This window comes from Haliscomenobacter sp. (genome assembly GCF_041740695.1).
Taxonomy (GTDB): Bacteria; Bacteroidota; Bacteroidia; order Chitinophagales; family Saprospiraceae; genus Haliscomenobacter.
This window is the reverse complement of sequence record NZ_JBGSLK010000132.1, coordinates 45,333-59,333: the sequence shown is the minus strand read 5'-3', so window position 1 is coordinate 59,333 and position 14,001 is coordinate 45,333. Positions and strand designations below refer to the sequence as shown.

The 14,001-nt window shown below is 47.6% G+C and carries 8 protein-coding genes; 3 read left to right on the top strand and 5 right to left on the bottom strand.

What is annotated here, in order from left to right; all coding sequences use genetic code 11:
• Positions 1–573: 573 nt before the first annotated feature.
• From glgP to ACEW9O_RS26260, 5 genes are all read right to left on the bottom strand, one after another.
• Positions 574–3,135, bottom strand: a complete 2,562-nt coding sequence (gene glgP, locus ACEW9O_RS26280; RefSeq protein ID WP_373553204.1) for an alpha-glucan family phosphorylase — start codon at positions 3,133–3,135, stop codon at positions 574–576.
• A 265-nt stretch (positions 3,136–3,400) separates the two neighbouring features.
• Entirely contained in the window at positions 3,401–4,537 is a 1,137-nt protein-coding gene (locus ACEW9O_RS26275; RefSeq protein ID WP_373553203.1) for a hypothetical protein, read from the bottom strand.
• Positions 4,522–6,834, bottom strand: a complete 2,313-nt coding sequence (locus ACEW9O_RS26270) for a hypothetical protein (protein ID WP_373553202.1) — start codon at positions 6,832–6,834, stop codon at positions 4,522–4,524. The genes ACEW9O_RS26275 and ACEW9O_RS26270 overlap by 16 nt, the downstream gene beginning before the upstream one ends.
• Positions 6,831–8,693, bottom strand: a complete 1,863-nt coding sequence (locus tag ACEW9O_RS26265; protein WP_373553201.1) for a hypothetical protein — start codon at positions 8,691–8,693, stop codon at positions 6,831–6,833. Before ACEW9O_RS26265 ends, ACEW9O_RS26270 begins: the two co-directional genes overlap by 4 nt.
• Positions 8,690–10,405 carry a CHAT domain-containing protein gene (locus tag ACEW9O_RS26260; RefSeq protein ID WP_373553200.1) on the bottom strand — a complete coding sequence of 572 codons (1,716 nt, stop codon included), beginning with the start codon at positions 10,403–10,405 and terminating at the stop codon, positions 8,690–8,692. The genes ACEW9O_RS26265 and ACEW9O_RS26260 overlap by 4 nt, the downstream gene beginning before the upstream one ends.
• A 375-nt stretch (positions 10,406–10,780) precedes the next feature.
• Here ACEW9O_RS26260 and ACEW9O_RS26255 point away from each other — a divergent pair, with 375 nt between their 5' ends.
• The 3 genes from ACEW9O_RS26255 (at position 10,781) to ACEW9O_RS26245 (ending at position 13,869) form a co-directional block, all read left to right on the top strand.
• Entirely contained in the window at positions 10,781–11,275 is a 495-nt protein-coding gene (locus tag ACEW9O_RS26255; protein WP_373553199.1) for a hypothetical protein, read from the top strand.
• Between the two features lie 303 nt (positions 11,276–11,578).
• Complete coding sequence (locus tag ACEW9O_RS26250) at positions 11,579–12,130, top strand: gluconate 2-dehydrogenase subunit 3 family protein (protein ID WP_373553198.1); 552 nt, start codon at positions 11,579–11,581, stop codon at positions 12,128–12,130.
• Positions 12,131–12,153: 23 nt separating this feature from the next.
• Positions 12,154–13,869: a GMC oxidoreductase gene (locus tag ACEW9O_RS26245; protein ID WP_373553197.1), complete on the top strand. Its 1,716-nt coding sequence runs from the start codon at positions 12,154–12,156 to the stop codon at positions 13,867–13,869.
• Positions 13,870–14,001 lie beyond the last annotated feature (132 nt).

Genomic DNA, 14,001 nt, shown 5'->3' with positions numbered 1-14,001 from the left:
CACTAAACACCAGGCTTTTTTATCATTTGATCCCAAATCAACGCATATCAAAACACCTAAAAACCCGTTTGACGGCCCACGAGCAATCGTGGGCCAACCCCAGGAAACCTCAGTTAATGTTTAACCTTAAAAAACACCTAACACCTATACGCCTATTTTTTACCTGCTACGGCAGACAGTTGCTATTAATCCCTGGTTCGCGGGGATGAATGTCCCCGCGAAAGAAAAACCCTAGTTGGTGATTTTAACCTGTATGGACGAACGTATTATGAAAAGCAAATGGCGAACGGGGACTCCGTTCGCCATTTCTTCTTTTCCAGAATGATGAAATTTTTGAAATTACCGTTCTTCAATCTTAGACTAGAAGCCCATGAATTGCCTCCAGCTTTAGCTAGTGGATAAGCAGTGAGCTCCAGTTTTGGGCTTTATCCCTATTTGCCAAGTTGAGGTTAGGGGCTAAAGCCCATTCAAAATTTGACCTTCGACCCACCAGCTAAAGCTGGAGGCAATTCAAACGCCAAGGCCTGGAGAACGAATATTTCAAAAAACTCCGTCATCACAGGTTGCTCTGGATTACAGCCATTTGATCAAGCCCAAATCCTGGCGGTGTGGCAGGTTTTCGTGCTTTGGATACAAGCGAAAACCGTATTCGTATACACCCGACATTTGGGGATTGATCTCGGAGCTGAAGGTAGCAATGTCGCCTTTGCCATCGGTCAATTCCAAGGGATAGGTGCTGCGTAGTTCCAGTTCTGTTTCACTTTTGCGTTTGAAAAACAGAATTTCTACGCCCAGGTTTTGTGCTTTGACCCCATTGCAATACACCTTTATGCCAGCCTTGAAACTTTCGCCAAGGGTCAAAGAGTAATTGTCGGTATCAAAAATATCCCGGTCTACCAAGTGAATACCTGCCCAACGCTGCAACATCAGCTTTTTCCACTCCGCCATTACTATGGCGTCCTTGAACTTGTCCTTTTTAAATTGCCCACCACGTTTGGCTAGCTTGTTGTAGAAACGGGAGAAATAATCGTCCATCATTCGTTTCATCGTGAACAGAGGTGCCACTTTGGAAATGATGTTGCGGACGTATTGCACCCATTCTTCAGAAATGCCTTCGGCGTTTTGCTTGTAATAGGTCGGAATGATGTCCTCCTCAAACGTATTGTACAAGGTTTCAGCGTCCAATTCATCTTGCAAAATAGGTTCATCGTAGCTGTTCTCAAGGGGGAGTGCCCAGCCTGAATCGGCGCGGTAGCCTTCGGCCCACCAACCATCCAGAACGCTGAAATTCATAACCCCGTTCATCGCGGCCTTCATCCCAGAAGTACCCGAAGCTTCCAATGGGCGGGTGGGGGTGTTGAGCCAGATGTCTACCCCTTGAACCAGCAAACGGGCCATTTCCATGTTGTACCCCTCCAGAAAGAGAATTTTCCCGGCAAACTCAGGGCGTTTGGAAATATTGACGATGTCTTTGATCAATTTTTGACCAGGATGATCAGCAGGGTGTGCTTTACCTGCAAAAATGAACATCACCGGACGTTGTTTGTCGCCTACCATTTGTGCCAAACGTTCCAGGTTCTGGAACAACAAATGGGCACGTTTGTAGGTGGCAAAACGACGAGCAAAACCAATCACCAGCGCATTTTCAGGGATGTTGTTCAGTACCTCAAAGATGCTGCCCGGTTTTTCGCCACGGCGGGTCAATTCGGATTTAAGCTTAGCCTTCACATAATGCAAAAGGCGGGTTTTTAGCTTTTTGCGAATCTCCATGATCCGCGCTGCCGGGATTTTTTGAATCCCTTCCCAGAGTTTCAAATTAGACTGATCCTTGATGAATTTTTCGCCACAAAATTCAGTATACAACTGGTGCCATTCGTCGGCAATCCAGGTTGGGTAGTGTACCCCGTTGGTTACAAAACTCACATGCAGTTCCTGTTGGTTGTAGCCAGGGAACATGGGCTTGAACATTTGTTGCGAAACCAGTCCATGCAATTCACTTACCCCATTCACTTCCTGGCACAAGTGGATGGCCAGGTGGCTCATGGAGAAAGGTTCATCATTGTTGTGGGCATCTATGCGGCCCAAAGCCATAAAATCGTGCCAGGTCAGGCTCAATTGGTGGCAATATTCCGATAGGTACTTGCGCAGGAGGTCTTCGGTAAAATAATCGTGTCCTGCAGGTACCGGAGTATGCGTCGTAAACAAGGAGGAAGAACGAACTACCTCCGTTGCCTGTTGGTAATTGAGGTGCTGAGTGCGAATCAACCCACGGGTACGCTCCAGAGTCATAAAGGCAGCGTGGCCTTCGTTGCAGTGGTAAATATCTGCGTCAAACCCGAGTGCTTCCAGGGCACGTATCCCACCTATCCCCAGGAGGATTTCCTGCTTGAGGCGATGCTCCTTATCGCCGCCGTAGAGGTGATGGGTAATGCTGCGGTCTTCCCAGATGTTCTCATTGAGATCGGTGTCCAAAAGGTATAGGGGAATCCGACCTACGGGCAGTACCCAAACCTTTGCATACACCTGGCGACCGGGTAGGTCGATGACAATTTTTAGCCATTCACCATTTTTGTCGCGCACCGGGTGCATCGGCATTTTGGTGTACTCCTGCGGTGCGTAGTTGTTGACCTGATCGCCGTACAAGGAGATACTTTGTTCAAAATAGCCGTAGCGGTACAACAGACCGACACCCGCCATGTGGACATTTTCGTCGCTGGCTTCTTTCAAAAAATCTCCAGCCAACACGCCCAAACCACCCGAATACAGGCGGGCTGAAATGTGTAAACCGAACTCCATGCTGAAATACGCAATCTTTGGCGATTCAGCTTTGGGTTCTTCAGCCAGGTACTTTTTAAAGGAAGTATGCGCTTTGGACATCAGGCTCATAAAAGCCTTATCTTTCAACAACTCTTGGGCTCTGTCCATTGAGAGTTGATCCAGTATTGCGATCGGATTGTAATTGAGGGCTTCCCATTGCTCAGGGCTGATTTGTTTAAACAGCTCAGTAGCATCATTACTCCAGGACCAACAGAGGTTGTTGGCCATCTCCTGTAGGGGTTCGAGTTCTTCTGGCAAGCGTGATTCAATAAAAATGCGCTTTAGTTTGACTCCGCCGTCATTCAAATGCTCAACCATAAAATTTCAATTTTGTGAAGAATAACACGGCCGCAAGGTAAGGCGAAAATCCTGAATTTTGACGCGCCTATCCCGGTAGCCTGAATACACAAACGTTTGCAGTGGAGAAAAAAGGACGGATAAATTGTAGAGTGCAGCGATTATTTCACCTTGTATAGTGGGGCAAAAATAGGTGTTCATTTTTTTTTAGGCCAAAGGATTAGCTAAGACACTTGAAATGAACCGTTTACTTACCTAATCCTTTAGCAAAATGAACACATATTTTTTATAGCCCCTTTGCCCGGAACAAAAACACCCCAATACCTATACGGAAATTGAGATTGCTGAGTGTAAAATCATTGTCGACGTAGCGGTAATCATCAACAAGCAGCCGTTCTGCTTCGGTGTCGCGCAAATTTCGCAACATTTGGGAATATTGTGCATCTAATAGCAAGAAAAAACGATGCAGGTGCAATTTTACACCTGCCCCGGCCAAGATAGAAAAATTACTGGATTGTCGGTAATCCCCAATTCTGGTACCAGGGTCAACGATGGAAGTGCCATCTGGTGGAAAACTTAATTTGAGCGAACTCAGTTTTGCGGTTTGCCGCAAAAGATGATCGTAACTGCCGCCAATTTTCAGGTAAGGAATGAAGTATCGTTCAACGATGCTTTCGCGTGGCACCAAATTGAAGGATAAATACAGGGGTGTCCGCAACCAAAAATGTTTTTCAGCAATGAAGAGTCTGGCTCGATCGAGTTCATTGTCAAAATTGGGCACATTGTCCATCTCTTGGATGTAGCGAAAGGTATAACGAGAAACATTGAGGCCAAAATGCAGGTCAAAATTAGAGCGCCGATCCAGAGCAACCCCTAGTTCAGCTCCAGCCGTAAAACCCCAACTCACATCAAAATCGTCATCCACGCCTTTTAGGCTGTACTCTCGACTGATCAGATTGCCGCCAGGGTGAACCAAGGCACTTTGAAAATCAGCTCTGGTCAGCACGTTGGGGCCAAAAAAGCCGGAAATTTCCAGGCAGGGATAGGTCACCACCTGCTCTCGCAGGTAGCGCATTTCGGGAATGTCTTTGTTGACTTGATAAAAAGGATCGAGGCGCAATAGCTCCAGCAGAGTGCGTTGAGCGAGGCGGACACTGTCCATAAAAATGAAGGACTCTGAGGCCATGTTGAGGGCAGTGCGGCGGGTTACTCTGTTTTGATCATGGTTATAGAGGCAGGTACGCAGGGTTTGGATGACCTGGCTGAGTTTGCCTTTTTCGTACAACTGACTGGCCTGGATGAGGCGCTCCTGACAAGAGTCGACTTGCCCCCAGGAAAGGACATAGGTCAGGAGCAAGAAGCTGGTAAGCGCAGCTTTGTACCAAAGGCGATTGCCTTGCCGGTTGCTTAATTTCCTCCACATACCCGCTGTTGTTTAATTTCCTTGCCAAAAAAGCGGCTCCAATCTTGGGTTTCCATTACGTCGTAACGCGGGCTGAGGTAGTTGATGCGCAGTTGATTGCACAAGTGCTCGGCGTACACGCGTGGGTCGAGGTTCCAAAAGGCTACTTCGCCATTTTTGGTGCCGACTAAAAGGAATTTTTCATCGGGGGTGAAGCAAACGGAAGTGGCCCAACCCTCATGATCCTCCAACAACAAGGGTTGATAGGTCGGATCGTTTTCCGAAATTTCTAAATCCCAAATGGTCACCCGACCATCCAAACTGGCAGCAGCCAGATAGCGGCCGTTGGCACTGAAGGTGATGTCGACGATGGGCGACTGATTTTGTTTGAATAAATAGACTGGATTTTTACTCACTACCAAGGTATTGGCATCCATCTTCCCTAGTGCAATTTGTCCGTTCTGAAAGCCCATGGCCAATAAACCAGCTCCTTCCGCTTGCTGGGCGGCAATGGAAGTAATTGCCCCATATTTGCTTTGAGCATTGATTTGACGGGTCGCAAATTCCTGGCGGTACAAACGGCCATTGATCAAACCTTCGATGTTGAATTTGGTCAGCTCTTGATACAGCACCTGTACTGTAAGCGAAATAACTCCTTGATTGGTACTCAAAAAGGTGCTGGCACGGGAATTCGCTTTGGGAATGTCCGTAATGGCCGCATTTTCATCTTTCAGGTAATAAAAATGGCTGCGGCCCATTCCGACTATGGCCCCAGTATTGTTAAGAAAACCTACGGAAAAGATTTCTTCGGTGCTTTTACCCTTGGGCCAGTCAAAACGTTTGACCATTTTATTCTTCAGGTTGTACACTTGTAGGTAGCTTAACTCACCACCCAGTAATAAACGATCTTCATTGGGGCTCAGTGCCAGTGAATTGTGTACGGCATCTCCCTCAAAGGGCAGGCGGGTTTGTCGATGCGCGGGGACTCCCAAGGCATTCCACTCATTGATGTCCCATTGCACCACCTGGCCATCACTACCCGTAGTGAAAAAACGCTGACCATCCTCCTGAAAAACGATGTCGCGTACCGAACCTTGATGAGCTTTGTTGCGAAAACGAATGTTGTTGTCCACGTCTTTCACCGCATAATACAAGGCATTGTAAATGTAGGGATGGCGGGTAAGCCCCAGTTCTGGCGAAGCACTCACGATATTGTAAGCTTGCCGGGCGACGAGTGCTTGCAGACGGGCATCATCGAGCTCCTGGCTTTTGAGGGCGGCATTGAGGGCTACAACGGCATTGCTAAAAACTATGGCGCGTTCGCGGGCGTCTTGAGCCTTTTTTTCTGCATTTACGGCGTCTTCGCGAAGTTGTTCTGCTCGCTCGGCAGAGAGTTTGGCGGCGGCTTCGGCGCTGCGTGCGGCCGCGCTGGAGCGTTTGGCACTAGCAGCTTCCGTTTCTGCACGTTTTTTTTCGGCTTGCGCTTTTTTTGCGTTTTCGTTGGCGCGGTTGGCTTCGGCTTGAGCTAAAGCAGCACTAGCGGTTGCTTTTTTTGCCAAAGAATCAGCGCGGTTTTTTTCTTCTTTGAGTGCATTCAGACTCAGTTGGGTGAGATCGTTAGCAGCGCGCTCATTCTCATAAGCATGCCTTGAACTATCCCGGCTTACCTCCAACTCTTTATTGATGACAGCTAGTTCTTTCGTTTTTTTGCGGGCCTCCCAGGTTTGCATAGTAGCCCAAAAGGCCATCAAAGAAAGCACAGTAACAAACAAGGTCAATAAAAATCCCCGCCGCCTCTTTCTACGCTGAATAGAGTCCCGTGACTCCTCTACAAAGCCATACTCTTCCGGCGTCAAATCCAACAAACCCAGTGAAGAAGTGATGTAGTTTAAATAATGCTCGTCCAGTAATTCCTTGCGTGCCATGCGATCGCGGATATTGGAGCGCATGGTGCGCAATACCCGGTTTTCGGCTTCCACTTTTTGAAAAGCGCGTTGAGCCAGGAGGTTGTTGCTGAGTTCGTATTTTCCACCAGGGGTTTTGCGCAGCAAACTGGCCTGGGTCATTTGTTCCAGGATGCGCTGCACCATCGTGAAGGCGAGGCCTTTTTTGCTGTGTAGTTCTTCGGCAATGCTGCTTTCGCTGAGCTGCACCCGATTTCCACCTTGTACAAACATGGACAAAATCTTGTTGCCAATGCCTCGGTATTTTTCCCCCAGGATGGTTTCGATTTCGCGCACTTGCTGGTCGAGCAGATCTTCCACAATGTTGTTGCCAGTCCCCATTTGATCGAGGCTGTCCAGTGTGATTTTTTTCAAGCTATCAGCAATTTATGCATGTACAATTGTAAAAAAGTCAAATTGATTTTGCCGTCGCCCTCGGTTACGTTTTGCAAAATGCGCTCCATGACCTGTTCATTGTCCAGCTCAACCTTAGCAAAGTGCAAATTGCGCCGGATTACCTCAGCCGCACTAAAACGATCCAGGTGTTTAACGCGCATTTGTTCCTCTAAAATACCTGGAATAAAGGATTCTAGGTCTTGCAAATTGGCAAAAAATTCGTCGCGAATCACTAAAACCAGGTCACAGTTTTGCGTGCCATCAATCAGATGGGCGAGGTGGCGGTAAAAAAACTCCAATTGTGCTGTTTCCGTCACCCAAATAAACACTTCTTCCAACTGATCCAGTACCAGTATCTTGCGCTCTTCGGTATTGATTTTTTGGGCATCTGCGCCAAAAAACAATTCTAAAAGCCGTGGACTTTCCTTCTTATTGGGTGGGCTTAAAAAAAGCTCGGAAAACAGCGGCAAATCAAACATCTCCCGACTCAAAGCCAGGTAGGCAGTGCGGAACAATTGTTGGATCCTTGGAATCAATCCTGCGCGCATCAACGAAGTTTTTCCGACCCCAATTGGGCCAAAAACCAGGGTAGAGCGCACGGCAGTATCGTTGATGACTTTGTCGAACAATTCCCGAATTTCCTTATCCCGGCCAAAAAACAATTCGGCCATTTCGGGGCCATAGGGTGTGAAATTGAGGAAAGGATTGGCGGGCAGTTGCTGAGCGGGGACTTGCAAGGGCATGGGGACGCCTGCCGTTTTGGTTTGTGAGAGTTTTAAGGCTATACTATCGTGGATCAGTTCGTATTGGTCGCTGTCCAGTGGCCGTAATATGCGGCGGTTGACAAAAAACTGGAGGTAATTGAAGTGTTTGATGCGGCCTAGTTCGGGCATGGCGCGTTCCACGTCCTGGCGTTTGATGGGGATTTTGGTGCCTTTGTCGGATACAAACAACTTGAGCCATTTGAGCCCCAGTTCTTTGGTGTCCACTTCCTGTGCAAATACATCCAATTGTTCATCCAAAAAGTCGCGCAATACATCTTCAATCCGGCCAACATCGTTGACCAATTCATTGTCAAAAATAATCTCGCTGCCACCACGCAGAGCGGCTACCCGGTATAATTTGTCGAGAAATACCTGCAAATAAGTGAGTTGCACCCGACCCATGCCTTCGGTTACCTTGTCGATGATGGTATCGGCAACCTGCTCATTGCTGAGGGTTACGTGGATTTTTTCGTTTTGCAAGGTATTGACAATGACCCGGCGGGCATTGTTCCTACTCATGGGTTCTACCCGCAGGCGTTTGTCAAAGATTTGGGGTACTGCTTTTTCAAAGCTCGACAAATGCCCCAGGTACTCTTCCCGAATCACGATGATGATTTTGCAGGGAAGTTCAGCTGCGAGTAATTTTTTGATGGTTTTGACAAAAAGGGCCTCTTCATGTTGGGAGCCCAGAATGAACAGCTCTTCAAACTGGTCAAAAATGAGGTAAATAGGCCTTAGGTAATCCAGGTACAAGGAGTGAATCATTTGATCAGGCGAAAAGCCATCTTCAAAGGATTTCTCCAGGTCGTGTTTTTTCAATTCATCGCAAAAAGCGTCGTTCAGGTTGTTTTTGCGGCGGATGGTAATGTCGAACAAGTCACTGGATTCAAATTTCCCCGCCAAGCCACATTGCACCAAACTGGTTTTTCCCGTACCCGATACGCCATACACCAGCATTAAGTTGGTTTGGAAACTCATTTGATACAGCGATTCCACCTCCTCTTCACGTCCGAAGAAGATTTCGGTATCTGCTTTACCGTAAGCATCCAAAAACTTGAAAGGTGTACGGGTCATACCTGAAATTTATTGATGAAGCCATCAAAAAGCTCGCTCACCAGGGGATAGTTGTCTCTCGTGATGTTGAGCAAATCTTTCAAATTGTCGATCAGAGTAAAGTTGATTTGTTTGTTTTCATAACTGGTAAAAAAGAACAATTTAGAATTTTGCTGGCCGGATAGTGCGTTTTCGTCCAAAATAAATGGGGACAAGTTGAGCGAAGGGGAAACAGTTTCTTCGTCACGCATCAAAATCACCGAGTTGTTGTCGGTGTATTCCGTGGTTTCCAGCACATCATCCAGTACTCCGATGGCGGCAGTCAGTTGATTGAGCACGACCAGGTTGTGCCGAAACCGAGGGGTTTCATGCCTTGGTTTGATCAGCTCAATCGTTTTAATGGTAGCCAGTGTGTATTTGGCAGCAAAACCAATGTGTTTAAAAATTTCACACAGCTTGTCTTCACCCTGTACACAAAAACTTTCGATCTCATCGGCAGCCACTGAACCCATAAGCTCCCGTTTCATTTCCTCGAGGAAAAGTACTGCGGTTTTTAATTCCGGTTCTTCCCGGTATTGTTTGCGCAAGGTGTTGAATTCGGTTACAAACAATGGCGTTTTGCTTTCGGCCAGGGTATCTCCCAAGGCTTCAATGAGATTGACGAAATTATAGGTTTGACTATCCGCTGCGGATAGCGACAAAAACGTTTTGAGGGTCGATTGGGTGATCGGCAGGATTGGATAATTGGGGTTACTGAATCTTTCATCCCATACCTGAGCCAGCAGGACATAAGCCAAAAACTGCGCCGACACCTGATACAGGTTGACAATCTTTTGCAATCGATCCGTACCTATTTCTTCTACGATCAACAACTTGCGCAAATGCATACCAATCGGGGTAGGAAAGGAGTCGATTACGGCCACGCGCAAGTCGCGCATTTTGGGCTCGCGGCTTTTGGATTTAGCTTCGTCCAAAATCAACTGGATACTCCGGCTATGTGGAGCAATGGCATTGGCAATGGCCATCACCAGTTTTTGGTTGATACCCGCCCCACTTTGGTATTTCAGCCCTGCTCCCCGCACGATGAAGGAGCCTGCGCTTTGCCGGGGGATTTTCCAGTTCAGCACCGCTTCTTTGCCATCGGTGATGTAGAGCCCCCAGGGTAGTGGTTCGGTCTCCTCTTTGCGTACCCGCACGCCCCGATTGATGCCTGCTGCTTGTCCAGAGCTCATCAAATGATTGGCAGCAGCGAGTTTGTATGCTTCTTCCAGGGTGTGGTCTTCGGCAAGGGCACGGTAAAATACATCCGAAAACGTTCTGGCCGCCTGATCAGCAATGGGGATAGAGGTGGCAATGACCGCCGGAATGCCCAATTCCTGCAAGAGCCCTACCTGGGCCCGAGTGGAACAACCGTTGAGAAAAACAACTTTTAATTCTTTTTGTAAGGCCAATATTTGAGCAATGCCAGCGGAGTTGGCAACCTGGTCTTGTAAAAAAATCTCTTGACTACCGGCGTGACCACCGTAGTGAAAAATATTGATGCGGTCTTTGAGATCGGTAATGTAACGGCTGATGTCGATGGTTGTAGCACTGGGTTCAATCACCAGTTGCAGGTACTGCTGATTGGCCAGGGGAAGCAAATGCCCGTTAATGACCTTGCGTTCCTCGTCGAGGAGGGGCAGGTGATCATCTTTGTCATTGGCAAAAGCCAAAAAAATTACGGGTTGCTTCATAATTAGGCGCTCGTCGGGGCTGCCCTGGTTGGGGCTGCCCTAGTTGGGGCTGCCCTATGTGGCAGCCCTGTTTAGGAACTGCCCTATGTGGCTGCCTTTTTTAAAAATTAGAAAGTGAAATTAATTTTTTTTTCCGTTTCTAAATTAGTTTTAGCAAAGATATGTCTGGTTTTACCGCCAGTTTATCCTCCATAACGCTTTTTTCATCAGATATTGGTTGCAAGTTGATGAGAAAAAGTAGTAATTTTCCGCCATTAAAGTTTATCCTGTCCTGTATTGATCGCAACTTTTTGTCCGTTTATCTTGTCTGACCTTGCGGTTGCCCGGAAATCAACCTTTCACAAACATGCTTGTTAAACCTAAAACTATTATACAATGAAAAAACTATTTTTCCTGTTCGCCTTTTTGGGTGCTGTTTTGTTCAGTAACGCGATTCATGCTCAATCTTACAATTCTGCAATCGGTTTGCGCTTGGGTGTTCCACTCTCTGTTTCTTACAAAACCTTCTTATCAGAATCCAATGCTTTGGAACTCTTTGCTGGTTTTCGCGGCTACACTGGCTATAGCTGGGTGAATGTAGGTGCACTTTACCAAATTCACAAACCCATCAATGGTGTAGATAATCTACAGTGGTATTTTGGTGGTGGAGCCAGTGCATTTTTCTACAATTACAACAATGGTTTTAATTTTGGTGATTCTGGTAGCTTTGGCATTGGGATCATGGGTAACCTGGGTCTGGACTACAAATTCCCGAATACGCCCATCAACATCAGTGCAGACTGGGTGCCTACCATCTACATTGGTAGTGGTTACCTCTCTGGTTTTGGCGGTGGTTACGGCGCCCTTGCTGTTCGTTACACGCTCAACTAAACACTAGCGACTTTTCTCTAACCACGTATACTAAAAAATCGCGTCGGGTGAATGGCTTATGGTCATTCACCCGTTTTTTTTGCCTTCATCACAACCTTTTCCCTAAACCAAATCAGAATCTTATTGTTAATCTTCCCTTAATGTTTACTCTTTTTTTGGTAAAAAACCATTTCCTCTTCCTATTTTTACCGCGCTTGTTTACTTTTAGAGAATTCGGAAAAAATCATGCTATTCATTCATGCCCAGCGATGAGTACAAACTTGGATTAGCGCTACATTAATGGGTATTAATTCTTTTTCAATCATGCAGAGAAGAGAAGCAGTAAAAATTTTTACGGCTGTTTTCGGAGCCTCTCTGGCTGTGCCGGAAACAGTTTTCGCCCGGCTCGCCGAGCCGATGGACTTAGGCATCAAGCCGACCCTTCTGAGTGGTAAGCAACGCAAAACCCTGGCTGCCGTTGCCCAATGCATCATCCCCAAGACCGATACTCCGGGTGCCATCGAGGCAGGAGTACCGCGTTGGTTTGAAACCCTGCTACAGGATTGCTACAAACCTGATGCGCAGAAGGTGATCATGGATGGATTCACGAATCTGGACCTGGAGTGCAAAACCAAACACGGATCCACGTTTGCCAAACTCAAAATGCCACAACAAATTGAAATCCTGACCGCCATGGAAAAAGCAGAACGGGATGCCAAAGTTCGCGGAGGATTCATTCGCGCGACCAAAGACCTGGTAAAATCCTGTTACGCCAACAGCGAAGTAGGGGCTAGCACGACCTTTGAGTACCAGATTGCTCCAGGCCGCTGGAGTGGTGAGGAATTGTACAAAATGGGGGACAAAATTTATTTGTAGTCAGTATCGCAAAAAAAAAATCCATGCAAATCAATCATAACGGCGTTGTTGCAGAAAACACTTACGACGCCATTGTAGTAGGTTCGGGCATTTCCGGCGGCTGGGCTGCCAAAGAACTAACCCAAAAGGGGCTCAAAGTGCTGGTGCTCGAACGGGGCCGCGATCTACGTCACGTAGTCGATTACCAGACTACCATGAGTATGCCCTGGGACCTTCCTCACCAAGGTCGTTCACCGGAGGAGTCACTCAAATTACAAAGTGTGCAGGCTCGTACTGGCTATACGGTACAAAACGAAGGTACTTCTTACCTCTTCGTCAAGGATACGGATCATCCTTACATCGAAAAAAGACGTTTCGACTGGATGCGGGGTTACCACAAAGGTGGCCGTTCCATCACCTGGGGCAAGCAGACCTACCGCTGGAGCCAAATGGACTTTGAAGCCAATGCCAAAGACGGCATTGCTACCCCATGGCCCATCAACTACGACGAAATTGCGCCTTGGTACAGCTATGTGGAGCGTTTTGCGGGCATCAGTGGATCAGTAGAAAATCTGGCACACTTGCCTGATAGTGACTTCCAACCAGCCATGGACCTGACCGCTGCGGAAAAAATCCTCAAAAGTTCGGTTGAAAAAAAATGGAATGGTCGTAAGGTGATCCCAGGCCGCGTTGCACACTTGACTGCTCCTACGCAGGAGCAACTTGCTTTGGGCCGTGGCAAATGCCAATACCGCAACCTCTGCTCCAGAGGATGCCCCTATGGTGCCTACTTCAGCAGCAACGGCGCTACTTTGATTGCGGCCGAGCGCACAGGCAACATGACCTTCCGCCCACACTCCATTGTAGGTTCTTTGATTTATGACGAAGCCACGGGCAAAGCCAAAGGGGTAAACGTGGTGGATGAGTTGAGCAAACAACCGATGGAGTTTTTTGCCAAAATTATCTTTGTTAATGCCTCTTGTGTTGCTTCTACCTCCATCTTGATGAACACCAAAACTCAACGCTACGGTGCGGCAGGTTTGGATGAATCGGGCTCATTGGGTCGTTACCTGATGGATCACCACTTGGGTGTGGGTGCTAGTGGCACTTTTGAAGGGGAATTGGATAAAACGACCTTTGGCCGCAGACCCAATGGCTTTTACATCCCTCGGTACCGCAACCTTTATCAAGAAGGGAATGGTTACATCCGTGGCTTTGGTTACCAGGGCGGTGGCACTCGTCAGGGATGGAGTCGCGACATTATGGGCTTTGGAGAAGACTTCAAAAAACAGTATACTTCGCTGGGCCCCTGGAATGTAAACATGGGTGGTTTTGGGGAATGGTTGCCTTACAAGGACAACATGATGACCCTCAGCCCCGATAAAAAGGACCAGTGGGGTTTGCCACAAGTAGTGGTCGATGCGGGTTACACCAGCAACGAGCTCAACATGCGCAAAGACATGGAGACCGATGCAGCTGAAATGTTGGAGGCAATGGGTGCCAAAAACGTGAGCAGCCGCAGCAGCGAACCTGCCTTGGGCTTGGGTATCCACGAAATGGGTACTGCCCGGATGGGTACCGACCGCAAAAACTCGGTGCTGAACAAGTGGAACCAGGTTTGGGCGGCACCCAACGTATTTGTTACGGATGGTGCATTCATGACTTCGGCCAACTGTGTGAATCCTTCCTTGACCTATATGGCCATGACGGCTCGGGCTGCAGATTACGCGGTGGCGGAGTTGAAGAAAGGGAATTTGTAAGAATTAATTTCGCAATAGATTGAAAAGCGGCGGCAGACGAGTGGGTTTGCTGCCGCTTTAAAAATGCGGAAATTGCTGAAGAGAAAGTGCGGAAATTCTTTGATGCCCTGCCTCAAAACATAAACAAAGCGG

Excerpts from the sequence above, each read along its gene's own strand:
- ACEW9O_RS26265 (WP_373553201.1), bottom strand. The coding sequence starts at position 8,693 with ATGACCCGTACACCTTTCAAGTTTTTGGATGCTTACGGTAAAGCAGAT.
- ACEW9O_RS26255 (WP_373553199.1), top strand. The coding sequence starts at position 10,781 with ATGAAAAAACTATTTTTCCTGTTCGCCTTTTTGGGTGCTGTTTTGTTC.
- ACEW9O_RS26250 (WP_373553198.1), top strand. The coding sequence starts at position 11,579 with ATGCAGAGAAGAGAAGCAGTAAAAATTTTTACGGCTGTTTTCGGAGCC.
- ACEW9O_RS26260 (WP_373553200.1), bottom strand. The coding sequence starts at position 10,405 with ATGAAGCAACCCGTAATTTTTTTGGCTTTTGCCAATGACAAAGATGAT.
- ACEW9O_RS26245 (WP_373553197.1), top strand. The coding sequence starts at position 12,154 with ATGCAAATCAATCATAACGGCGTTGTTGCAGAAAACACTTACGACGCC.
- glgP (WP_373553204.1), bottom strand. The coding sequence starts at position 3,135 with ATGGTTGAGCATTTGAATGACGGCGGAGTCAAACTAAAGCGCATTTTT.
- ACEW9O_RS26275 (WP_373553203.1), bottom strand. The coding sequence starts at position 4,537 with ATGTGGAGGAAATTAAGCAACCGGCAAGGCAATCGCCTTTGGTACAAA.